Here is a 23,593-nt window from a genome sequence, read left to right as displayed (position 1 = left end):
GGTGTGTGGGTTCGCGGGACCGTCGTACGCCATGGATGGCGTACGCGAGCCTACATGGGTGAAGGCGCATTGCTTGCGAGGCATTGCCTCGCAGGCGACTGAACGCACAGCCGCCAGGCTGGGCCGGGCCGCGGAGCGGGATTTACGGCGTGTCCCGCGAACCCACACACCCTCGCCCAAACCAGCAAAGGCGCGCACTCGCCGCCGTTGCTCCGGCACTGTTTACCTAACCGGGCCAAGCGAAAAACAGGAGCATCGTTCAGAAGGTATTGCGCGATCAGCGCAACGCCGGCAACAGCGTCTTCGGATCGCCGTCGTTCGGTGCGGCGGGAATGCCGAGCAGGCGGGTCAGCAGCGGATAGACATCGACATTGTCGAAACCCGGCAACGTCTCACCCTGCTTGAAGGATGGACCGTGTGCGATGAATACCGCGCGCATCGACGGCAGCGCGTTGTCATACCCATGCGAACCACGATCACCCGGCGTGCGCTTGGCGATGCTCGCGCGCGACAGCGCATTCCAGCCCTCATGCATCTGGCAGACGATCGGCGGAATGCGCGGGTTGCTGCCGTAGTGCCAGCGTGCCGGCAGCGTCTGGCGCGTCCAGCAGTCGTAACGCGCGTGTGCTCCCAGCAGCACCCGCTCGGCCTCCTGCTGCTTGCCCGGCAACGGCGCGAAACCCACCGACTGGCCGACTGAAACATCCTTGGCGATCGACGGGTCGACCATGTCCTCCACTGCGACGGTGTGGCCGTCAGGCACGCTCGCCATGCCGTGGTCGGAGACCACGATGACATTCGTGTCCGCCTCCAGACCGCGCGCCTGCAGACCATCGAGCAGACGACCGATCGCCGCATCGACCTGGACCACCGCAGCAGCATATTCAGGCGAATCCGGGCCGTTGTCGTGACCGGCGTGATCGACCTGTTCCATGTACAGCGTGATCAGTTGCGGCGCCTGCGCATCACGTTGCCCGGCCCAGGCCAGCACCTGGTCGACGCGGTCGGGCAGGGGTACGGTGTTGTCGTAGACGCGCCATTGGCTGGGGCGCACGCCCTGGATGGCCGCTTCGCTGCCCGGCCACGACCAGGTCGCCGTGCGCACGCCGGCCTTTTCCGCACCCACCCAGACCGGTTCGCCGCCCCACCAGCGCGCATCGGTTACCGCTTCAGGCTTGCCCAGGCGGAACGTGCCCAGGTCTTCGACCTGCATGCTGTTGTGGATGATGCCGTGGTGGTCCGGGCGCAGGCCGGTAACGATCGTGTAGTGGTTGGGGAAGGTCAGCGACGGATACGACGGCGTCATCCAGCGCGCACGCACGCCGTCGTGGACAATACGGGACAGGTTGGGCGTGATGCCGCGATCGAGCATGTCCGCGCGCAGGCCGTCGATGGAGACCAGCAGCAGTTTCGGTCGGGCGCGCGGCGCGGCGGGCGCCGCGGCCGCGCCGAGGCCGACGGGCGCAGGGGAAGGCGAGGTGGCGCAGGCGGCCAGCGTGAGAGCGGCGGCGAGCGCCAACGGAAGGCGAACGGAAGTCATCCGGCCATGATAGTTCGCCGCGGTGACGCGGCGAAGACACCCGATGGCACGGGAATCAGGCGAACAACGAATCGCGCTGTGCTTCCAGCTGCAGCAGCGCGGCCTTGGTCGGCAGGCCGCCGCCGAAACCGGTGAGCGCGCCGCTGCTGCCGATCACGCGGTGGCAGGGCAGCACGATCGGCAGCGGATTGCGCCCGTTGGCGGCACCGACCGCGCGGCTGGCGGTGGGGTGGCCGATGTGCCGCGCCAGATCCACATAGCTCCAGGTTTGTCCGAACGGAATATCGGCCAGCGCCTTCCACACGCGCAGTTGGAACGTCGTGCCGTGCGGTGCCAACGGCAGATCGAACTGCTGGCGCTGGCCCTGCAGATACTGCAGCAACTGCGTGCGTGCATCGCGCAGCGCATGCGCATCGTGCTGCCACTGTGCGCGGCCCTTGGCGTCGTAGCGGTTGTTCTCGAACAGGATGTGGTGGATGCCCTGGCTGTCGCCGGCCACGGTCAGGGGCCCGATCGGGCTGTCGAAGGTGTCGTAGAGCAAGGTCATGGGGTCACTCCTGAAGTGGGGGTGGACAGATGCCACAGGTGCAGCACGGCATAGGCGCGCCACGGGCGCCAGGCCTGCGAGTGGGCTTCGGTGGCGCGCTCACTCAGGCGGGTGTCGCCACCGAGCACCTGCTGCAGCACCAGGTCGCCGGCGGGAAACGCATCGGGCAGGGCCAGTGCGCGCAGCGCCATGTAGTGCGCGGTCCACGGGCCGATCCCGGGCAGGGCGATGCAGCGTTCGACGAACTGCTCCAGGCGCTGCCCGGCCTGGAAATCCAGGCGTCCGTCGGCTACCGCGGCCGCGACCGCGCGCACGGTGGCCGCACGCGTCTTCGGCAGTCCGATCGTTTCCAGCGGCGCATCGGCCAGCATCTGCGGCGTCGGGAACTGACGGTCCAGGCCCGTCGGCATGCCCTCAAGGACCAGGCCGAAACGATCCACCACGCGGCGTGCCAGGGTGGTGGCCGCGGCGACGCTCACCTGCTGGCCCAGCACCGCGCGCACCGCCACTTCAAAGCCGTCCCAGCCGCCGGGCACGCGCAGGCCGGGACGCTGGGCGATGCCGCGTGCCAGCAGCGGATCCTGGCCCAGCGTGGCATGCACGATGCGCAGGTCGGCATCGAGGTCGAAGATGCGCCGGACCCGGCGCACGATCGAGGGAATCGCGCGCGGATCGACCTGGCCCAGCTGCAGCCGCAGCTCCGGGCGCCTGGGATCGGCACTGACCCGGATCACGCTGGGGCGCTCGGGCGGGCCGATCACGCGCTGGTAGCTGTCCTCGTCGATGCACTCGATGCCGGGGATCGCCCGGCGACGCAGGAAGCCGAGCATCGCGGCGAAATCCAGCGGGGGCCGGTAGCCCAGGCGCAGGCTCAGCGCGCCAGCGTCCACGCTGCCGCGTTGGCGGCGGATCGCGGTGGGGGGCATGCCGCAGCCCTCGACGAACGCGGCATTGAAGCGGCGCAGGCTGTTGTAGCCCGAGGCCATGGCAACGTCGGTGATCGGCAGGGCGGTTTCGGTGAGCAGCTGCTTGGCCAGCAGCAGGCGCCGGGTGGCGTGGATCTGCGCCGGTGCCGCGCCCAGCCGGGCCACGAACAGGCGCTGCAGCTGGCGCGCGCTGAGCCCCAGCCGCGCGGCCAGACCGGCTACCGGTGCCTCCTGCAGGAAGCCGTCGTGGATCAACGCCAGCGCACGCTGCAGGGTTTCGTTGCTGAGCGCATCCTGCGCCTCCGGGGCCAGCTCGGGCCGGCAGCGCAGGCAGGGCCGGAATCCGGCCGCTGCCGCTGCCGCGGCCGTGGGGTAGTAATCGACGTTGCGGGGCTTCGGCGGCGGTGCCGGGCAGACCGGCCGGCAGTAGATGCCGGTGCTGCGCACCGCAGTGAAGAACACGCCGTCGAACCGCGCATCGCGTGCCAGTCGGGCGCTTTCGCAGGCGGCGTGGTCCAGGGGCAGGGCGGTATCCATGGGCGCCAGTCTATGCCCGGGGCGGCGGCCGGGCTCGCCATTTTCGGACACCAATGCAATCGCGCGACGGCATGGTTCAGGGCAGGTTGCCGCCAGACGGCCCGTGCGCACTAGACTGTGCATTCACGTGCCGCTGCGCGCGCTCCTCTGTCGGGATACCGGGTTGTTCATGTCGCTCAAGTCGTGGTGGTTGCCGTTGTTGTGCCTGGGCCTGGCGGGGTGCAGCCAGTTGGAGAACCCAGGCAATGTCACCGCCGCCGACAAGGCGGTGCGGGCGCAGAGCGCCGACGGCGACCACATGGTGTCGATCAACGCCGCCGATGTGCCCGCCCCGGTGCCCGCGCCGCCCAAGCGCGGCGATCAGGGCTGGCCGCAGGCCGCGCTGGAGAACGGCAAGGCATGGGTCAGTTGCGATACCGATTATGCCGGCGCGGCCGGTGACGGCATCGCGTTGGAAGCACTGGATCGGCAGAGCATCGAGGCGGCGCTGGCACCGTGCGCCGAACGCGGCCTGGTGCGGGTGCGCTACGCGGGCAAGATCAACCCCGGCTTCTCCGAACTGGTCGCGCGGCTGGCGATGGTGGCCGACGCACATCACATCTCCAAGCGCATCCTCGACCTGGATTCCAGCGGCGGCCAGGTCGAAGCGGCGATCGTGGCCGGCGACCGCATCGGCGAATCCAACTGGACCATCTGGATCCGCGAAGGCTCGGTCTGCCACAGCGCGTGCGTGTTCGTGCTGGCTGCCGGCGACAACCGCCTGGTGGCCGGCAAGGTCGGCATCCACCGCATGATGCGGATCAGCTCCAAGGCAACCTCGCGCGCCGAGCTCAATCGCGAACTCCACGAGGTCTACGACAACGTCAAGGATTACCTGCAGCGCAACGGCGTGGCGGTGGGCGTGGCCGACCTGATGATGACCGTGCCCAACCGCAGCCTGCGCCTGCTGAGCAGCGAGGAACTGCGCCAGTTCGGGCTGGACGGCACCAACGCGGTGCAGGATGACCTGGAGCGGATCAAGCAGATGCGCAAATGCGGCGATGATTTCGTGCGCCGCAAGGACGCCTTCCTCGTCGCCTTCGACCAGGAGTGCAAGCGCGACGGCAGTGAGCTGGAAGCGGTGAACAGCTGCGGACAGACGCTCAAGCAGCGCTTCGGCTTTCCCGATGTAACCTGCCCGGACGAGAGCCCGCTCTCGGAAATCGATGTGTCCACGCTGCTGCCGTCGAGCGTGACGCCGGCGCGCGAGGCACCGACCGAACGCACTGTCGGTGACGCAGGGCAGGCACCGCCGGAGGCGGCCGAACGCAACTGACGGACCACTCACGGGGTTCCCGTAGACTGGCCTCCTTCTTTCCAGCCAACGGTGTCCCGATGCGTGTTCCGCTGCTGCTGTCCTCGTTCCTGCTGGCCGCCGTGGCCCATGCGCAGACCCCACCCCCGGCCACCCCGGCGCCGGCACCGGCGCGCCCGGCACCGGCCGCTGCACCGGTCGCACGGCCGGCGTTGACCCCGGCACAGCAGGCACAGGTGCACAAGCAGGATGCCGAGTTGAGTGCCGCGGCCCTGCAGGTGGCGCAGCTGGTGGACGCCAACCGCGCCGCCGAGGCCTGGAAGGGCGCCTCGGCGATCGCGAAGAAATCGGTCACCGAACAGGCGTTCGTCAGCCAGCTCACGGCCGATCGCAAGCGCCTGGGCGCATTGGCCTCGCGTGGGCAGCCGGTGGTGACCCGGGTCAAGTACGCGCCGGGCGCGACGGTGCCCGAAGGCCTCTACATCAACGTCAGTTTCCCCACGCGGTTTGCCAACAGCGCCCAGCCGGTGCGCGAGCTGGTCTCCTTCCGGCTCGACGAAGACCGGGTCTGGCGTCTGGCCGGTTACAGCGTGCGTGCCGCCACTCCCTGAGGAATGCCCATGAGTATCGAGATCCAGATGTTGGTGTGGTCGATGGTGCTCGGCCTGGTGCACCTGTTTGCCGCGTCCACCGCAGTGACCCACGAGCGCGGCCTGAAGTGGAACGCCTCGCCGCGCGATGCCCAGGGCCCGCCGGTGCGGCCGCTGACCGGGCGCCTGCAGCGTGCCCAGTCCAACTTCATGGAGACCTTTCCGTTCTTCGCCGCTGCGGTGCTCGCGGTGGTGCTGACCCAGCGCCAGGACGGCACCACCGCGCTGGCCGTGCAGCTGTATTTCTGGGCGCGGGTGGTCTACCTGCCGCTGTATGCCGCCGGGGTGCCATATGTGCGCAGCCTGGTGTGGGTGGTTTCGCTGATCGGCATCATCAAGCTGATTTTCGTCCTGCTGTAGTGCACGGGTGAACCCCGGCCGACCCTGCTGATCCAGATCAAGGCGCGGCCTCGATCAATGGCGTTACGCTGGCAGGCACACGCAACCGCAGGATGGAACATGTCGGACGCAAGCCCGCAGCAGCAGCGAATGCCGGAGCAGTCGGTGGATGTGGTGGTGGTCGGGGCAGGGCCGGCCGGGTTGTGCTTCGCACGCTCGCTCGCCGACAGCGGGCTGAGCGTCACCCTGGTTGAACAACAGCCGCGCGCCGCCCTGGCGCAGCCGGCGTTCGACGGCCGCGAGATCGCGTTGACCCACGCCTCGCGGCAGATCCTGGAAACGCTGGGCATCTGGGCGCGGCTGGACCCGGCCGAAATCTCCCCGTTGCGGGACGCCAACGTCATGGACGGTGGCTCGCCCTTCGCGTTGACGTTCGCGGCGACCCAGCGCGATGGTGTCGACCTGGGCTGGCTGGTGCCCAACCATCTGATCCGCCGCGCCGCGTGGGACAGTGTGCAGGGTCAGCGCGGCCTGCAGGTGCTGGATGAAACGCGGGTAGCGGGCGTGGTCGCCGGGCCGCGCCACAGCGTGGTGACGCTGGCCGATGGGCGTCGCCTGGCCGCGCGCCTGGTGGTCGCCGCCGACAGCCGTTTTTCCAGCACCCGGCGCATGCTCGGCATCGGCGCGCGCATGCGCGACTTCGGCAGGTCGATGCTGGTCTGCCGGATGCAGATCGAGGTGCCGCACCAGCACACCGCCTGGGAGTGGTTCGGCTATGGGCGCACGATGGCGCTGCTGCCGCTCAATGGCGACCAGGCCTCGGCGGTGATCACCCTGCCACCGCGCCAGATCGAGGCATTGCTGGCGCAGGACGAAGACGGCTTCGGGCGCAGCATCAGCACCTTCTTCGAACACCGGCTGGGCGCGATGCGGCCGACGGCGCGGCCACAGGCCTATCCGCTGGTGGGGGTCTATGCCAACGCGTTCGTCGGTGATCGCTGTGCATTGATCGGCGATGCCGCCGTGGGCATGCATCCGGTCACCGCCCATGGGTTCAACCTGGGGTTGCTCAGCCAGCATCGGCTGGCCACGATCCTGACCCGGGCGGCGGCGCGTGGCAGCGACATCGCCGCCCCGCGTGGGCTGGCCGCCTACGAGCGCGGCCACCGGCTGGCCTCACGCCCGTTGTATGAGGCCACCAACGCGATCGCCGCGCTGTATACCGACGACCGCCTGCCCGCCCGGGTGCTGCGCCGGGCCGGGTTGCGCCTGGCGCACGGGGTGGCCCCGTTCCGCCAGCTGATCGCCGCCCACCTGACCCAGCGCTGAGGCGTGACCACCAACGGAGGTGACCTGCCGGTCAGGGCGCGTCGGAATCGGCGATGATGTGGATGACGGTATCGCCGAACTGGACCACCTGGCCTGCGCGGATCTTGCAGGCCTTGCGCAGTTCCACTTCGCCATCGACCAGGACCTGGCCGTCGCCGATCACGGTCTTGGCTTCGCCCCCGCTGGTGACCAGGTCGGCCAGCTTGAGCAGCTGCTTGAGCTCGACGTAGTCGCGGTCCAGTTCAAATTCGAGGGTCTGCATGGCGCGGGTATCCTGGGAAGGGGCGAGGCCGTCGGGCCGGGCCGGAAAAGGGCGCGTATTGTGCGCCAGCACGCGGCAGAACGGCATCCAGGCCGAAATCTGTACACGTTGTTCAGGAACGATGCGGTATCATCGCCCCCTGAGCGAGTGAATTCTCCTCCGACCGAGCAGCGCCAGGGCACGCGATAAGAAAGGGCGCCCAAAGCGCGGACCATCCCCTTTTTTATCTCACTGCCTCCCAAACGGCAGTGCTTTGGAGTTCCCCATGTCCCAAGAATCCTCCGCGCCGCTGCTGTTCGCAGACCTCGGCCTGTCCGATGCTGTCATGCAGGCGGTTGCCACCGTCGGTTACGAAACCCCGTCGCCGATCCAGGCCGCCACCATTCCGGCGATGCTGGAAGGCCGTGACGTGCTGGGCCAGGCCCAGACCGGTACCGGCAAGACCGCCGCCTTCGCGCTGCCGGTGCTGTCCAACCTCGATTTCAACCAGACCAAGCCGCAGGTGCTGGTGCTGGCGCCCACCCGCGAACTGGCCATCCAGGTCGCCGAGGCGTTCCAGACCTACTCCTCGGGCATCCCCGGTTTCCGCGTGCTGCCCGTATACGGCGGCCAGCCCTACGGCCAGCAGCTGTCGGCGCTGCGTCGTGGCGTGCACGTCATCGTCGGTACCCCGGGCCGGGTGATCGATCACCTCGAGCGCGGCACCCTGGATCTGTCCGAACTGAAGACCCTGGTGCTGGACGAAGCCGATGAAATGCTGCGCATGGGCTTCATCGACGACGTCGAAGCGGTGCTGAAGAAGCTGCCGGAGACCCGCCAGGTCGCCCTGTTCTCGGCCACGATGCCGTCGCAGATCCGCCGCATCGCCCAGACCTACCTGAAGAACCCGGCCGAAGTGACCATCGTCAGCAAGACGACCACCTCGGCCAACATCCGCCAGCGTTACTGGTGGGTGAGCGGCATGCACAAGCTGGACGCGCTGACCCGCATCCTGGAAGTGGAACCGTTCGACGCGATGATCATCTTCTCGCGCACCAAGGCCGCCACCGAAGAACTCGCCGAGAAGCTGCAGGCCCGTGGCCTGGCCGCGGCCGCCATCAACGGCGACATGCAGCAGGCCCAGCGTGAGCGCACCATCGGCATGCTGAAGGAAGGCAAGCTGGACATCCTGGTCGCCACCGACGTGGCCGCCCGTGGCCTGGACGTGGAGCGCATCAGCCACGTGCTGAACTACGACATCCCCTACGACACCGAAAGCTACGTGCATCGCATCGGCCGTACCGGCCGTGCCGGCCGCACCGGTGATGCGATCCTGTTCGCCACCCCGCGCGAGAAGGGCATGCTGCGTGCGATCGAGCGCGCCACCCGCCAGCCGATCGAAGAGATGCAGCTGCCGAGCGTGGACGCGGTCAACGATACCCGCATCAGCAAGTTCATGAGCCGCATCAGCGATGCGCTCGATGCCGGCGGCACCGAGTTCTACCGCGACCTGCTGCAGCGCCTGGAAGGCGAGAAGAACGTGCCGGCGATCGACATCGCCGCCGCGCTGGCCAAGTTGCTGCAGGGTGATTCGCCGTTCCTGCTGACCCCGCCGGTGCGTGGCGCGCGCGAAGAGCGTGCCCCGCACCAGCGCAACGAGCGCAGCAACGACCGTGGCGAGCGGCCGGCCCGTTTCGAACCGCGCTTCGAGCGTGGCCCGCGTCGTGAAGACGACCGTGGCCCGCGTCCGCCGCGTCCGGAAGGCGACTTCGGCAACAGCGACGGCGGCTTCGAGCGCGCCCCGCGTCGTGACATCGCCCCGCGCGGTGCCGCCGAGCCGGGCATGGAAACCTTCCGCATCGAAGTGGGCCATGTGCACGGCGTGAAGCCGGGCAACATTGTCGGCGCGATCGCCAATGAAGCCGGGCTGGAAAGCCGCTTCATCGGCCGCATCGACATCCACGACGACTTCTCGGTGCTGGACCTGCCGGCGGAAATGCCGCAGGACCTGCTGACCCACCTGAAGAAGGTCTGGGTCTCCGGCCAGCAGCTTCAGATGCGCAAGGTGGAGCCGGGTGAAGACCTGACCCCGTCGCCGCGTCCGGCGTTCAAGCCCAAGTTCGGTGGCAAGCCGCGCGGCCCGGGTGGTCCGGGTGGCCCGCGCAGCGGCCCGGGCGGCAACGACCGTCCGCCGCGTCGCGACGGCTTCAAGCCGCGCGGTCCGCGCAACGCCTGATCGCCCCGGCGGTCCAGACAACGCCAGCCTCCGGGCTGGCGTTGTCGTTTCCGGGTTTCGCACCGCCTCAACATTGCCCGCTCTAGCCTGATCGCCTGACTACATCGGACTTGACACCCACTCCATGGTTCCGGGGGGATCCGCGATGCTGGCAACTGGCAGGGATGTTGGTGCAACGGCGGTACCGTACCTCACGCGGGGCCTGACCCTGCGCTTCGTTCTGCTGACCGGCATGGCGATCGGGCTGGTGGGCATTTCCGCGCTGATCCAGGAACTGCAGGCGGCCTCGACGGCGTGGATCGTCGGCCAGAGCCACTGGTCGCGCAGCCAGCAGCAGGCCAGTTTCGCGCTGGGCCGCTATATCAGCTCGGGCGACCCGGCCGACCTGGCCGAAGCGCGCACCGCGTTGACGGTGCCGCTGGGCGATCTGGATGCGCGGCGGGCGCTGGAACAGGCCGTTCCGGACCTGGCGCGGGCGCGCCGCGGTTTCGTGCAGGGCGGCAACGCGCCGGGCGACATCAACCGCCTGATCGTCTCGTTCCGTTACCTGGGCCGCATGAGCTACTTCCGCGACGCGGTGCGGCTGTGGCGGCAGACCGATGCAGGGCTGCAGCAACTGGCGCAGATTGCCGGGCGCGCGGCGGCGATGCACGCCAGTGGCGGCGGCAGCGCACCGCAGCGGCAGGCGCTGCTGGACCACCTGCACCTGCTGGATCGCAGCCTGCAGGCGCAGGCCAAGGCCTTTTCGCTGTCGTTGCTGCGCACCGCGTCGATCGTGCGCGTGACCACGCTGCTGGTGGGCGGCTTGTCGGTGCTGCTGATCACGCTGGTGGCGGTGCTGCTGTCGCGACGGGTGCGGCGTGACCTGCTGGAGCAGGAAGGGCGTTTCCGCGCCGCGTTCTACCAGGCCACGGTGGGCATGCTCAAACTCGATCATGCCGGGGTGGTGCTGGAAGCCAACCAGGCGATGGCCGACATCCTCGACCACCGCCGGGAGGCGCTGCTGGGGATGCCGCTGCAGGACCTGCTGGTGGAAGGCGAGCTGGTGCTGGATGCGCAGGGCGGCATCGACTGGATACGCCAGCTGCGCCCCGGCGAACTGCGCTTCCGCCGCGCCGACGGCGGGCTGATGTGGGGGCGCTGGAGCGGCACCGTCGTGCGCACGCCCGGGCGCGAACCGACGGTGTTTGCCATCGTCGAGGACGTCTCGCAGAACCACGCGCTGGCGCGGGAAGTCGAACACCATGCCAGCCACGACCCGCTCACCGGCCTGATCAATCGCCGCGAGATCGAACGCCTGCTCGAACAGGCGCTCATCGACGTACGCAGCCACGGTGGCGTGCACAGCCTGTGCTACCTGGATCTGGATTATTTCAAGCTGGTCAACGACGGGCTTGGCCACGCCGCCGGTGACCAGTTGCTGCACAGCTTCGCCGATTACCTGGTCGGGGCGGTCCGCGAGGGCGACTGGGTGGGGCGCATGGGCGGGGACGAGTTCGCCCTGTTCCTGGCCAACGCCGGCCAGGACGAAGCCAAGCACGTGCTGCAGCGGATCGTGCGCAACCTGGGCCAGGCCAGCTTCCAGCATGGCGAGGGTTCGCCGCGGCTGAGCTGCAGCATCGGTCTGGTGGAAATCACCGACGAGGCGGTGGACGTCAACTGGCTGATGAGCGCGGCCGACAGTGCCTGCTATGCGGCCAAGGAGGCCGGCCGCAACCGCGTGCACTGCTACAACGAAAGCCGCCCGGCGCTGGAGGAACGTCGGCTGGAAGCCGAACGCCTGGCGCGGGTGTCCAGTGCGATGGCCGAGAACCGCATGCTGCTCTACGCGCAGCGCATCGAGCGGGTTGGTGATCCGGCGTTCCTGCATTACGAAGTGCTGGTGCGCATGCGCAGCCCCGAAGGCGTGCTGCAGACGCCGGGCGACTTCATGCCCGCCGTCGAGCGCTACGGCATGGGCATGGCGCTGGACCGGCATGTGTTGGGACTGCTGTTCCGCCACCTGCAGGTGTGCCCGGCGCATGTGCAGCGTCTGGGCCTGTGCAACGTCAACGTGTCGGCGCAGTCGATCGCCGAACCCAGCTTCCTGGCCTTCGTCTGCGACCTGCTCGAGCGCAATCGCGGGCTCGCGCGCAAGCTGTGCTTCGAGGTCACCGAGACCGCGGCGATCAGCAACCTGGCCCAGGCACGCAGTTTCATCGAGGCGGTCAAGGCGCGTGGCTGCCGGGTCGCCCTGGACGACTTCGGTTCCGGCCTGTCCTCGTTCGGCTACCTGCGCCAGCTGCCGGCGGACATGCTCAAGATCGACGGGGTGTTCGTGCGCGACATGGACATCGATCCGGTCAGCCGCGCAGCGGTGCGCGCGATCACCGAGATCGGCCGCGAACTGCACATGACCGTGATCGCCGAGTGGGTGGAGTCGGCCGAGGTCGCCGAACAGTTGCAGGTGCTCGGCGTGGATGGGTTGCAGGGCTATGCGATCGAACGGCCGATGGCGCTGGAGCGGATGACCCAGCCGGCGCTGTGGCCGGCGCGGACCGGCATGGCCGCCGACGGCCGCAGCGGGGTGCCATGACAGCCCACGGGCGCGCCTGAACGGCGGCAGCGTGAAGGCGCCGCGATCTTGCGATAATCCCGCACAGGGGCGGCACGCAGCGTGCGTGACGGCAAAGGCGATGGGCGGGCAGGGGTGTGGGGCACAGGCTTGGCAGGGTCGTTGGCAAACATGCAGTAGCGCCGTTGCTGGCCTGGCTGTGGCTGTTGCTGTGGCTGCCAGCGCTCGCCGCTGCCGCCGGGGTGCCGGCTGGACCGGCCCGGGTCGGCACCGACGTACTGCTGCTGGGCGCGGCCACGGCCGAGCGCACGCCGCAGCGCGCCTGCTCGGCCGATGTCCTGGCGCGTCACCAGCAGGTGCTGGCGGTGCCGGCACCTGCTCAAGGCTGGTCGGGCGAACCGCAGGCGGTGGACGTGTTCGGCGTGCTCTCCGGCGAGGTTCGGATCAGCCATGGCGACCGCCAGATCTGCGGCAGCATGCACGACGCGCGCACCCGCGATTCGCGCTTCCGCGCCGGGGTAGGCATGGTGGTGGTGCCCAAGGCCGGTGAGCACGAACCCATCGTGGTGTCCTGGGCCACCCCGCTCAAGCCGCGCTGGATCCCCACCGTGCAGCTGGGCGCGCCCAGCCCGGTGCAGCAGAACGACACCGCCCGGCTGCTGGTGCGCGCGGCCTGCATCGCGGTGGCGATCGCGCTGGCGCTGTCGGCGCTGATCGGTTACGTCACCGCCAAGGACCGTTCCTTCCTGATCTATGTGGGCGTGTGCCTGCTGTTCGTGCTGTGGCAGGCGGTGCTGGGGGGCCTCAGCGGCTATCCCGAGCCGTGGCTGCCGGTGGACGACCGGTCCTCGTGGTGGCTGGTGGCGCTGAGCGCGTTCACCGAGGCGATGCTGCTGCCGGTGCTGTGGCGGCTCAACGGTGGCGACCGGCTCTGGCCCGGCTCGCGCGCGGCGCAGCAGGCCGTGCTGTGGGGGCTGGTGGCGGTGGGCCTGTGCGTGCCGTGGATGGGGCTGGCCGCACTGACCTGGTGGGCGGCGGCGCTGGAAGACCTGTATCTGCTGGGCTGCGTGGTGTGCCTGGGCGTGGGCGTGTGGGCGCTGGCGCGCCGCGACCGCTATGCCCTGGCCGGGCTGAGCGCGCTGGCGCCCTGGTGGATCATGATCATCGCCGATGCGCTGCACGCGCAGTGGCTGGTGGCCTACCGGATCGAAACGCTGCAGCTGGCCGCCACCTGGTTCCTGATGATGTCCGCCTATGCGTTGAACCTGCGTCTGGGCCGGCTGCGCCAGCAGCGCGACGAAATGCGCCAGCTGGCCGACACCGACGCGCTGACCGGGCTGCCCAATCGCCGTGCCGGCCTGCGCCTGCTGGCCCAGTACCTGGAGCGCGCGCGCCAGGACGATCAACCATTGGCGATCGGTTTCCTGGATATCGACCTGTTCAAGGACATCAACGACCAGTACGGCCACGAGGTGGGCGACCAGGTGCTGGTGGCGGTGGCGCGCAACCTGCGCGATTCGGTGCGCAACCGCGACGATGTGATCCGCATGGGCGGGGAAGAGTTCCTGGTGCTGCTGCCCGGCGCCAGCCGCGGCAGCGCCCTGGCCCGGCTGGAGAGCGTGCGCCTGCAGGTCCAGGCGGTCACCGCGATCCTGGCCATCCCGGGCCTGAACGTGTCAGCCAGCATCGGCCTGGCGGCGATGCGCGGCGACGGCGACGATCTGACCTCGCTGCTGCGCCGCGCCGACCATGCCATGTACTGCGCCAAGCGCGCCGGCCGCAACCAGGTCTACGACGCCGAGCAGGCCGTCCCGGCTGGCGATCCGATGACGGTCTGAGTCGCCATCGCCCTGCGCGGGCCGGGTTTGCCGGATAATGGCCCCATGACTATTCGACTCAACAAGCACATCGCCGACACCGGCTTCTGTTCCCGTCGCGAAGCCGACCGCCTGATCGGCGAGCGCCGCGTCACCGTCAACGGCCATCCGGCCGGCACCGGTGCGGTGGTCGGCGAGGGCGACGTGGTCCTGGTGGACGGCCAGCCGCTGCGCGCCCGCGAAGCGAAGAAGGCCGGTGGCCGCAAACACGTCTACATCGCGCTGAACAAGCCGGTGGGCATCACCTGCACCACCGAAACCTCGGTCAAGGGCAACATCGTCGAGTTCGTCGGCCACGAGCAGCGGATCTTCCCGGTGGGACGCCTGGACAAGGATTCCGAAGGCCTGATCCTGCTCACCAGCAACGGCAACATCGTCAACCAGATCCTGCGTGCCGAGAACGGCCACCAGAAGGAATACATGGTGGCGGTCAACAAGCCGGTCACCGACGAATTCCTGCGCGGCATGGCGCGCGGCGTGCGCATCCGCGAGGAAACCACGCTGCCGTGCCGCACCAGCAAGCTGGCCAAGTACGGTTTCCGCATCACCCTGCAGCAGGGCCTGAACCGGCAGATCCGCCTGATGGCGGCCGCGTTCGACTACCGCGTCACCCAGCTGCGCCGCGTGCGCATCGACAACATCAAGCTCGGCGCGCTCAAGCCGGGCCAGTGGCGCAACCTGACCGACGCCGAGCTGAAAGGCCTGCTGCCCAAGCAGCTGGAGTGGTGATGCCGTGCGTCACGCGGTGACGCCGCACCGGGGCTAGACTGCGCAGGCACCTGACAACGCCCGCCCCGATGATCAAGCCGTCCAAGCCGGACAACGAAGAACAGCGCCTGTTGGCGCTGCAGCGCTACCAGATCCTGGATACGCCCAGTGAGCGGTCGTTCGAGGATCTGGTCACCATTGCCACGGCCTTGTGCGGCACCGGCATGGGGGCGGTGACGCTGGTCGACCGCGACCGCCAGTGGTTCAAGGCGCGACGGGCGGTGGACGCGAGCGAAGCCAGCCGCGATATCTCGTTCTGCGGCCACGCCATCCTGCAACCGGACCAAGTGATGGTGGTCGAGGATGCATTGAAGGATCCGCGCTTCCACGACAACCCGTTGGTGGTGGACGACCCTCACGTGCGCTTCTATGCCGGTGCACCGTTGCTCAGCTTCGACGGATTGCCGCTGGGGACGTTGTGCGTGTTCGACGCCAGCCCGGGACACCTTCGCCCCGAGCAGGCCCAGGCCCTGGCCGCGTTGTCCCGGCAGGTCTCGCTGGTGATGGAACTGCGCCGCTACGCGCATGAAATCCAGCAGCACATGCGCGACCGCGCGTGGTACGAACAGCGCCTGGCCGAATACAACAGTCTGCTTGAACAGCAGAATGCCGACCTGGCCGAGCAGAGCCGCACCGACCCGCTGACCGGGCTGCCCAACCGTCGCGCGATGAGCGCCGCACTGGAAGCGGCGGTATGCGATGCCGATGGCCAGCCACGCAGAACGGCCGTGGCGCTGCTGGACATCGACCATTTCAAGCAGGTCAACGATCTGTACGGCCACGCCACCGGCGACCACGTGCTGGCCGAGCTGGCCCGGTTGCTGCGCGCGCATTTTGCCGGGCAGGGGCTGGCGGCGCGCTTTGGCGGCGAAGAGTTCGTGGTGCTGATGCCCGACACCGCGCTGGCCACCGCCGAGCTGCAGTGCGATTTCCTGCGCATGGCCGTGGCCGACCTGCCGCTGGGCATCCCGCTGACCATCAGCATCGGCGTCGCCGCCCACCGCCATGGCGACACTGTCGAGCAGACCCTGGCGCGTGCCGACGCGGCGTTGTACCGGGCCAAGCACCAGGGCCGCAACCAGGTTGTCCGCGGCGACTGAGGGCGCATTCGCAGGCGCTGCGACGTGGCGGTGGCATGCTGGTATCCCGCCTGCCACCGCCCTTGCCATGCTGCAGACCCTGGCCATTGCCAACTACCGCTCCCTCTACGACCTGGTCGTGCCGATGGGACGGCTCAACCTGGTCACCGGCGACAACGGCAGCGGCAAATCCAGCCTCTACCGGGCGCTGCGGCTGCTGGCCGAAACCGCGCAGGGCGGCGTTGCCGCGGCGCTGGCGCGCGAGGGCGGGCTGGGCTCGGCGCTGTGGGCCGGGCCCAGCCGGATCGACCCACGCATGGCACGGGGCGAGGTTCCCGTGCAGGGCCAGGCCCACGCGCCATCGGTTGCGCTGCGGCTCGGATTTGCGGCGGAGGATTTCGGCTATGCGATCGACCTGGGACTGCCGGTGGGCAGCAGGTCGATGTTCGACCTGGACCCGCAGATCAAATGCGAGAGTGTCTGGGCCGGGCCGTTCCTGCGCAGCGCCAATGCGCTGGTCGAGCGGCGCGGCGCGCTGGTGCGGCGCCGCCATGGCCGGCAGTGGGAGGTGGTTGACGAACACCTGTCGGTGTTCGAAAGCCTGTTCACCCAACTGGCCGATCCGCAGCGCATGCCCGAAGTGCTGGCGCTGCGCGAGTCGATCCGCGGCTGGCGCTTCTACGATCATTTCCGCAGCGATCCGCACGCACCCGCGCGGCAGGCACCGCTGGCCACGCGCACGCCGGTGCTCAGCCATGACGGCCATGACCTGGCGGCGGCCTGGCAGACCATCGTGGAGATCGGCGACCCGCAGGCCCTGGCGCGCGCGCTCGACGATGCGTTTCCCGGTGCGCAGGTGCTGATCGAACCGCACGAAGGCCGGCTGCACCTGAAGTTCCAGCAGCCTGGCCTGCTGCGGCCGTTGTCGGCGGCGGAACTGTCCGACGGCACGTTGCGCTACCTGCTGCTGATCGCGGCGTTGCATACCCCGCGTCCGCCGCCGCTGATGGTGCTCAACGAACCGGAGACCAGCCTGCACCCGGACCTGTTGCCGGCGCTGGCACGGTTGATCATCGCCGCGTCCGCGCGCAGCCAGCTATGGGTGGTGTCGCACGCCAGTCGTCTGATCGCGGCGCTGCAGGAAGATCCGGCCTGTCACTGCATCCGCCTGCACAAGGAATTCAGCCAGACCCGCGTGGTCGGCCAGGGCCTGCTGGATGCGCCGGCCTGGTACTGGCCATCGCGGTAGGTGCCGGTCGGTGGCCGCCAAGCGGCGCACGGTTCAGTCGGCGATGTTGCGCGCTTCGGCGGTACCCAGGATTTCCGGATGCTGCACCGGCTTGCGCCGGTTCAACAGCGGGTGCAGGAATACCGCGCCGACGATGATCGCCACGCCGGCGTAGAACAGCGGGGTCAGTTCGCGCTGTTCGCTCAGCAGCACCATCGCCAGCAGGATCGCGTAGACCGGTTCGAGGTTGGTCACCAGTTGCACCGTGTACGCGCTGAGGTGGCGCAGCGCGACCAGCGCCAGGGCGAACGGCAGCAACGTGCACAACCCGGCCAGGGCCAGCAGCAGCACGCTGTCGTGCAGGTTGGGCACCACCCACAACGGGCTGGCCAGCGCCGGCAGCAGGAACGGCAGCGCCGGTGCCAGCAGGGTCAGCGTGAGCGTGCCGGCGCCGAGTTCCAGTGCGGTCACGGTAAGCGGGTCGGCATGGCTGACCATGCGCTTGTTGAGCGAGCCGAACACCGCCACCAGCAGCGCCGACAACGCGCCGATCAGGACGCCGACGCGCATGCCATGCGGAACCCCGCCCACCACCAGCGCCACCCCGGGCAGCACCGCGATGCCGAAGGCGAGCTCACGCAGCTGGAACGGGCGCTTGGCCACCCAGGGTTCGATCACCGAGGTGAACACCGGTGCCAGTGCGATGCAGGTGGCCGCGACCGAGGCATTGGCCAGCTTCACCGCGCCGTAGAAGGTCAGCCAGTGCAGCGCGACCAGCGCGCCGATGCCGCAGTAGCCGGTAAACAGTGTCGGCGACAACTGCCGCAGCCCGCGCCACACCCGTGGCAGCAGCGCCAGCATCGCCACCACCAGCAGCATCCGCCACCACACCAGCGGCAAGGCGGGCAGGGTGATGAGCTTGCCGAGGATGGCGGTGACGCCCCACAGCAGCACGCAGAAATGGATTTGCAGAAGCGCTCTGCGGGTATCGGTCATCGGCATCCCGCTATTGTGCGACAAGCCGGGCGCCGCCGCGATCCATCCACCTCACGTTCAAGCCGGCATGGCATCCTGCGCCAATGAACACCACACCGCTCCCCGCACCGTCCACGCGTGCCCGCGCCCTGGCCGGGCTCACCGCGCTCACCGCCATTGCATCGGTGGCGCTGCAGTACGCGCTGCTGCTGCAGACCGTGGGCGCCACGGCCGGCACCGGGCAGGCACTGCTGCGACTGTTGGGCTACTTCACCATCCTCAGTAACATCGGCGTGGCCGCGGTCTGCCTGGCACGCCTGCGTGGGCGCAGCGACGGCATGGCCGCGCCCGCGGCGCGTGCCGCCGTGGCGCTGTACATCGGCATTACCGGGCTGGTCTACGTGCTGGTGCTGCGCACCCTGTGGCACCCGCAGGGGGCGCAGTGGTGGGCCGACACCGGCCTGCATTACGCCGTCCCGGTGTTGTACCTGCTGGGCTGGCTGAGCGGATCGCATGGTGGCCTGCGCTGGCGCCAGCTCGGCGCGGCGCTGCTGTTCCCGGCGGTGTACCTGGGCTGGGCGCTGCTGGTCGGACGTTGGAGCGGGCAGTACCCGTATCCGTTCCTGGACCTGGCCGCGCTCGGTGCCGCCACGGTGGCCCGCAATGCGCTGGTGGTGGGGCTGGCCTTCGTCGCGCTGGGGGCGTTGTTGTGGCGGATCGATGCGCGGTTGGGCGCGCGCGAGGCTGCATCCGCCCGGCGGTAGGTGTCGAGCGTGGGTCGATCGGGATCTGGTGCGGAAGATGAAGGCAGCCGACCAACGGTCGGCTCTACGGGCAGCCGACCAACGGTCGGCTCTACGTGGCCCCTACGCGGGCCAACTGGTCGCGCAGCGCCATCGCCGCGCCAGGATTACGCTGCTTGGCCGCACCGATGAACAGCACGTAGACCTCGCGCGGACCGGTGGATGCGGCCTCGGCGCTCACATGCGGCAGGTCCGGGTTGTCCTCGCCGCGCGCCCAGCGCATCGCACGCAGGCACCACTGCTCCAGCGCCCGTTCCGGATAGCCCGCCCGCAGGTTGGGGCGCGCATGCATCAGCCGCGCATAGACGAAATCCGCGGTGGGGTCGGCAAAGCTCGGATGCTCGGCGGAGCCGCTGAACACCAGCGCCACGTTGTGCGCCCGCGCCACGGTCACCAGCTCGGGCGTCCACGCCGCCGGATTGCGCACCTCCAGCGCATGCTGAAGGCGCCGCCCGTCGGCCTGCTTCGGCAGCATCTGCAGGAAACCGTCAAACGCCTCCGCATCGGCCGGGTGGGTATCCCCGAACTGCCACACCAGCGGGCCCAGCCGGTCTTCCAGGGCAACGATCCCGCCGACGAAGGCGTCCACCCGCGGCCCGACCTTGGTCAGGTCATGGGTCTGGGTGATGGTGCGCGGCGCCTTGGCCGAGAAGCGGAAGCCCGGCGGCGTCTGCTCGCGCCATTGCGCGTAGATGGCCGGCTTCTGCGTCCGGTAGAAGGTGCTGTTGATCTCGATGCAGCCCAACGCGGCACTGGCATGGGCCAGCTCTTCGCGCTGCGGCAGCCCGGCCGGGTAGAACATGCCGCCGCGCCAGGCCGGAAACACCCAGCCGCCGATGCCGGTGCGGATGCGGCCCGCTGCGGCCGTCATGCGGTGCCTGCGTGGGCGCGCCACGGATCGTAGCTGCCGAACCACCACAGAAACCCCTCGGGATCGCGGCACGCATAGCCGCGGCCGCCGTAGGGCTGGTCGGCGATGTCGATCACCACCTGCGCCCCGGCAGCCACGGCCCGCGCGTAATGGGCGTCGGGATCGGCCACGATCACGCAGGCGCTCTGGGTCTGGCGCCCGCCGACCTCATCGGGCTGCACGCTGTGCCGGCCCCAGTCGCTGCTGGTGTCGACCGAGCCGAGCATGATCATGCCGTGGCCGTAGACCAGCTGCGCATGGTGGACGGTATCGCCCTCGGCATACACCGCCTGCGGCTCGAACCCGAACGCGCGCTGCAGCCAGGCGATCGCCGCCCGGGCGTCGCGGTAGCGCAGGCAGGGAATGACGGTGGATACGGTATCGGCAGGGGCGGTCATGTCGGTCTCCGGGAGGGTCCTCCTTCTGGCACAGGCGAGCCTGAGCGCGCGCGCGTTACCATCGTGCGAAACCGGCGAGCGGGCCCGCGCAGGCCTCAACGTCCCCGCGACACGCACCTGGAGACACTGTTTGAACACATCCTGGATCGGAGGCATCGTGCTGCTTGCATGTGCATCGTTGGCATCGGCGGCGGTACCTGCGCAACTGCAGCGCCTGGACAGCACGGTCGAACGCGTCCGCAGCCAGTTCGACGTGCCCGGCATCGCCGTGGCCGTGGTCAAGGATGGCCAGGTGGTGTTCGAACGCGGCTACGGCGTGCGCGAGCTGGGCAAGCCGGCACCGGTGCAGGCCGATACGCTGTTTGCGATTGCCTCCAACACCAAGGCCTTCACCGCCACCTCGCTGAATCTGCTGGCCGAGCAGGGCAAGCTGAAGATGGACGACCGGGTGATCGACCATCTGCCGGGGTTCCGCATGTCCGATCCCTACGTCACCGGCGAGATGCGCATCCGCGACCTGCTCTCGCACCGCAGCGGGCTCAGCCTGGGAGCGGGCGATCTGCTGTTCTGGCCGACCACCGGCTACAGCAACCGGGAGGTCGTGCAGCGTTTGGCCAAGGTGCCGCTCAAGGCGGGTTTCCGTGACCGCTACGCCTACGACAACATTCTCTACGCGGTGGCCCAGCAGGTGATCGAGCAGGTCTCCGGGCAGTCCTATGCCGATTTCCTGCAGCAGCACATCTTCAACCCGGTGGGCATGGACGGTACCCGCTACAACGCCGACCACCTCAAGCCCGGCGACAACGCCGCGGTCGGCCATGCAAAGTACGACTTCAGCACGTTGCGTACCGTCGCCCCGCTGACCTGGTCCAACAACGCCGGTGCCGGTGGCATCTACTCCAGCGTGCACGACATGGCGCGCTGGATGAACCTGCAGCTGGCCCACGGCACGCTGGAGAACGGGCGGGCGCTGTTCAGCGCGAAGAGCCAGCAGGGCATGTGGCAGATGATCACCCCGCAGGTGGTGGCCGAGCCGAGCGTGCCGCAGCTGGCGGCGGCCAAGCCCAACTTCGCCGGCTATGGCGAAGGCTGGAGCCTGAGCGATTACCGCGGCCAGAAGCTGGTCTGGCACACCGGCGGCTGGCCGGGCATGGTCTCGCGGGTGACCCTGGTGCCCGAACAGAAGCTGGGCATCGTGGTGCTGACCAACCAGGAAGTGGGCGCGGCCTTCAACGCGATCACCATGGACGTGCTCGATGCGTACCTGCAGGCGCCACAGACCGATTGGGTCGGCGCGTATGCCGCGGCGGTGGCCAAGGCACAGGACAAGGCCGACGAAGGCTGGGCAACGCACCAGGCGGCACGCGATGCCAAAAGCAGGCCGTCGCTGCCGCTGGCAGGTTACGCCGGCGGTTACCGCGATGCGTGGTATGGCGATGTGTCTGTCGAACGCGACGGCGGCAAACTGCGCCTGCGGTTCGGCAAGACCGCCCAGCTGGTCGGCACGCTGGAACACTGGCAGCACGACACCTTCATCGTGCGCTGGGACGACCGCTCGCTCAACGCCGATGCGTTCGTCAATTTCAGCCTGGATCCGGACGGCAAGGTGCGCGACATGCGCATGCAGGCGATCTCGTCGCTGACCGATTTCAGCTTCGATTTCCAGGACCTGCTGTTTGTGCCGATCGCCGCCGACGCCACGGGTTGAGCCCCACCGTCGGCCTGTGATGGAGGCGCGAGTAAAAGCACGGGCCGCGGTGGGATAATCGCGGCCTGTTCTGTTTCGGGTGCACTGCGATGTTCCGCTGGTTCGAGTCGCTGATTCCGGTGTTTCCGCCCCTCGACGGCCGCATGCCGCCGCGCCGGGTGGTGCCGTTCTACATCCATTACCTGCGCCCGGTGTGGCCGGTGCTGCTGGCCACGTTGATCGCCGGGCTGCTGCTGGCGCTGGTGGAAGTGGCGATGTTCGACTTTCTCGGCCGCATCGTGGACATGGTCGCCGAGCAGCCCGGCAGCGGCTTCTTCGCCCGTCACGCCAACACGCTGTTGTGGATGGCCGGCATCACCCTCATCGCGCGGCCGCTGCTGGTGTCGCTGCACAGCCTGCTGGTCAACCAGGCCATCGTGCCGGGGCTGAGCAACCGCTCGCGCTGGCTGATGCACAACTACGTGGTGCGGCAGAGCCTGAGTTTCTTCCAGAACGACTTCGCCGGCAGCATGGCCAACCGGGTCATGCAGACCGGCACGTCACTGCGTGAATCGGCGGTGCAGATGGTCGACTCGCTCTGGTACATCATCGTCTACACCGGCACCGCGCTGTACCTGTTCGCGCAGGCCGACTGGCGGCTGATGATTCCGCTGGGGCTGTGGATGGGCGCTTATGCGGTGATCATGTGGTACTTCGTGCCACGTGCGAAACAGCGGGCGTGGATCGCCTCGGAAGCGCGTTCCAAGGCGATGGGCCGAATCGTCGATGGCTACACCAACATCCCCACGTTGAAGCTGTTCGCCCATGGCGGGCGTGAGCAGGCGTACGTGGCCGAATCGATCCAGGAACTGGCGGTCAAGCATCGCGGCCAGACCCGCGTGACCACCGGGCTGGAAGTGACCATCGCCATCGTCAACGGCTTCCTGATCGTGGGCACCTGCGGGCTCGCGTTGTGGCTGTGGAACGGTGGCCACATCACCGTCGGCGCGATCACCCTGGCCACCGGCCTGGTGATCCGCATCCACAACATGTCCGGCTGGATCATGTGGACGATCAACGGCATCTTCGAGGACATCGGCACGGTGCAGGACGGCATCACCACCATCTCCCAGCCGCTGACCGTGCAGGACCGCCCCGATGCGGTGCCGCTGGTGGTGGCGCGGGGCGGTGTGCATTTCGATGACATCCATTTCCACTACGGCAAGGCCGGTGGGGTGATGGCCGGGCTCAACCTGGACGTGAAGCCGGGCGAGAAGATCGGCCTGGTCGGTCCGTCGGGTGCCGGCAAGTCGACGCTGGTGAATGTGCTGCTGCGTCTGTACGACCTGGAAAGCGGGCACATCCGCATCGACGGCCAGGACATCGCGGCGGTCACCCAGGAGAGCCTGCGCCGGCAGATCGGGGTGGTCACCCAGGACACGTCGCTGCTGCACCGCTCGATCCGCGACAACCTGCTGTATGGCCGTCCTGACGCGACCGAGGCGCAGTTGCGCAGCGCGGTGGCCAAGGCACGCGCGGAGGCATTCATCGAGACGCTGCGCGACGGCGAAGGGCGTACCGGTTACGACGCCCACGTGGGCGAGCGCGGGGTCAAGCTGTCCGGCGGCCAGCGCCAGCGCATCGCCATCGCCCGGGTGCTGTTGAAGGACGCCCC

The 23,593-nt window shown here is 68.8% G+C and carries 20 protein-coding genes; 13 read left to right on the top strand and 7 right to left on the bottom strand.

The features are described 5' to 3' along the window. Positions 1-277: 277 nt before the first annotated feature. From RTO53_RS12205 to RTO53_RS12195, 3 genes are read right to left on the bottom strand one after another with little or no spacing between them, the layout of a single operon-like run. Positions 278-1,540, bottom strand: coding sequence for an ectonucleotide pyrophosphatase/phosphodiesterase (locus RTO53_RS12205; RefSeq protein ID WP_312238040.1), 1,263 nt, complete (start codon positions 1,538-1,540; stop codon positions 278-280). Positions 1,541-1,595: 55 nt separating this feature from the next. Next, a complete protein-coding gene (locus tag RTO53_RS12200; RefSeq protein WP_312238039.1) occupies positions 1,596-2,087 on the bottom strand; it encodes a methylated-DNA--[protein]-cysteine S-methyltransferase in 492 nt (163 codons plus the stop codon). Then, positions 2,084-3,550, bottom strand: a complete 1,467-nt coding sequence (locus tag RTO53_RS12195; protein ID WP_312238038.1) for an AlkA N-terminal domain-containing protein — start codon at positions 3,548-3,550, stop codon at positions 2,084-2,086. Before RTO53_RS12195 ends, RTO53_RS12200 begins: the two co-directional genes overlap by 4 nt. A 169-nt stretch (positions 3,551-3,719) precedes the next feature. On the opposite strand from RTO53_RS12195, the gene RTO53_RS12190 reads away from it, so the two are divergent. From RTO53_RS12190 to ubiM, 4 genes are all read left to right on the top strand, one after another. Further along, positions 3,720-4,865, top strand: coding sequence for a hypothetical protein (locus RTO53_RS12190; protein WP_312238037.1), 1,146 nt, complete (start codon positions 3,720-3,722; stop codon positions 4,863-4,865). Between the two features lie 59 nt (positions 4,866-4,924). Beyond that, the gene (locus tag RTO53_RS12185) at positions 4,925-5,455 is read left to right on the top strand and encodes a DUF4019 domain-containing protein (protein WP_312238036.1); all 531 of its coding nucleotides are present in this window, start codon (positions 4,925-4,927) and stop codon (positions 5,453-5,455) included. A 3-nt stretch (positions 5,456-5,458) separates the two neighbouring features. Continuing rightward, positions 5,459-5,854, top strand: a complete 396-nt coding sequence (locus RTO53_RS12180) for an MAPEG family protein (protein ID WP_312238035.1) — start codon at positions 5,459-5,461, stop codon at positions 5,852-5,854. A gap of 99 nt (positions 5,855-5,953) precedes the next feature. Further along, complete coding sequence (gene ubiM / locus RTO53_RS12175; RefSeq protein WP_312238034.1) at positions 5,954-7,162, top strand: 5-demethoxyubiquinol-8 5-hydroxylase UbiM; 1,209 nt, start codon at positions 5,954-5,956, stop codon at positions 7,160-7,162. Positions 7,163-7,193: 31 nt separating this feature from the next. On the opposite strand, the gene RTO53_RS12170 is transcribed toward ubiM, so the two are convergent. After that, positions 7,194-7,424, bottom strand: a complete 231-nt coding sequence (locus RTO53_RS12170; RefSeq protein WP_312238033.1) for an RNA-binding S4 domain-containing protein — start codon at positions 7,422-7,424, stop codon at positions 7,194-7,196. A 265-nt stretch (positions 7,425-7,689) separates the two neighbouring features. Between RTO53_RS12170 and RTO53_RS12165 the strand changes: the two genes are divergently transcribed. From RTO53_RS12165 to RTO53_RS12140, 6 genes are all read left to right on the top strand, one after another. Next, positions 7,690-9,639, top strand: coding sequence for a DEAD/DEAH box helicase (locus RTO53_RS12165; RefSeq protein ID WP_312238032.1), 1,950 nt, complete (start codon positions 7,690-7,692; stop codon positions 9,637-9,639). 145 nt (positions 9,640-9,784) lie between these two features. Next, positions 9,785-12,214 (top strand): EAL domain-containing protein, encoded by a 2,430-nt coding sequence (locus RTO53_RS12160; RefSeq protein ID WP_312238031.1) that lies wholly within the window; start codon positions 9,785-9,787, stop codon positions 12,212-12,214. Positions 12,215-12,399: 185 nt separating this feature from the next. Then, complete coding sequence (locus RTO53_RS12155; protein ID WP_312238041.1) at positions 12,400-14,031, top strand: diguanylate cyclase; 1,632 nt, start codon at positions 12,400-12,402, stop codon at positions 14,029-14,031. A 45-nt stretch (positions 14,032-14,076) separates the two neighbouring features. After that, positions 14,077-14,799, top strand: a complete 723-nt coding sequence (locus RTO53_RS12150; protein WP_312238030.1) for a pseudouridine synthase — start codon at positions 14,077-14,079, stop codon at positions 14,797-14,799. 68 nt (positions 14,800-14,867) lie between these two features. Further along, a complete protein-coding gene (locus RTO53_RS12145; RefSeq protein WP_312238029.1) occupies positions 14,868-15,938 on the top strand; it encodes a sensor domain-containing diguanylate cyclase in 1,071 nt (356 codons plus the stop codon). A 67-nt stretch (positions 15,939-16,005) separates the two neighbouring features. Then, positions 16,006-17,166, top strand: coding sequence for an AAA family ATPase (locus tag RTO53_RS12140; protein WP_312238028.1), 1,161 nt, complete (start codon positions 16,006-16,008; stop codon positions 17,164-17,166). A 33-nt stretch (positions 17,167-17,199) separates the two neighbouring features. Here the strand turns inward: RTO53_RS12140 and RTO53_RS12135 are convergent, their stop codons facing one another. After that, positions 17,200-18,147, bottom strand: a complete 948-nt coding sequence (locus tag RTO53_RS12135) for a DMT family transporter (RefSeq protein WP_312238027.1) — start codon at positions 18,145-18,147, stop codon at positions 17,200-17,202. A 77-nt stretch (positions 18,148-18,224) separates the two neighbouring features. Here RTO53_RS12135 and RTO53_RS12130 point away from each other — a divergent pair, with 77 nt between their 5' ends. Beyond that, positions 18,225-18,884 carry a Pr6Pr family membrane protein gene (locus tag RTO53_RS12130; RefSeq protein ID WP_312238026.1) on the top strand — a complete coding sequence of 220 codons (660 nt, stop codon included), beginning with the start codon at positions 18,225-18,227 and terminating at the stop codon, positions 18,882-18,884. 91 nt (positions 18,885-18,975) lie between these two features. Here the strand turns inward: RTO53_RS12130 and RTO53_RS12125 are convergent, their stop codons facing one another. Continuing rightward, positions 18,976-19,794 carry a DUF72 domain-containing protein gene (locus RTO53_RS12125; RefSeq protein ID WP_312238025.1) on the bottom strand — a complete coding sequence of 273 codons (819 nt, stop codon included), beginning with the start codon at positions 19,792-19,794 and terminating at the stop codon, positions 18,976-18,978. Further along, positions 19,791-20,231 (bottom strand): VOC family protein, encoded by a 441-nt coding sequence (locus RTO53_RS12120; RefSeq protein ID WP_312238024.1) that lies wholly within the window; start codon positions 20,229-20,231, stop codon positions 19,791-19,793. The genes RTO53_RS12125 and RTO53_RS12120 overlap by 4 nt, the downstream gene beginning before the upstream one ends. 130 nt (positions 20,232-20,361) lie before the next feature. Here RTO53_RS12120 and RTO53_RS12115 point away from each other — a divergent pair, with 130 nt between their 5' ends. Together RTO53_RS12115 and smrA are read left to right on the top strand one after the other, a co-directional pair. Beyond that, the gene (locus RTO53_RS12115; RefSeq protein ID WP_312238023.1) at positions 20,362-21,939 is read left to right on the top strand and encodes a serine hydrolase; all 1,578 of its coding nucleotides are present in this window, start codon (positions 20,362-20,364) and stop codon (positions 21,937-21,939) included. Between the two features lie 89 nt (positions 21,940-22,028). Further along, on the top strand, positions 22,029-23,593 hold a 1,565-nt coding region (smrA, locus tag RTO53_RS12110; protein ID WP_312238022.1), incomplete at its 3' end, for a multidrug efflux ABC transporter SmrA.

Origin of the sequence: Stenotrophomonas sp. (assembly GCF_031995405.1) — a bacterium.
Lineage (GTDB): Bacteria > Pseudomonadota > Gammaproteobacteria > Xanthomonadales > Xanthomonadaceae > Stenotrophomonas.
The sequence above is the reverse complement of the archived record's forward strand: the minus strand, read 5'-3'. Positions and strand labels throughout refer to the sequence as shown.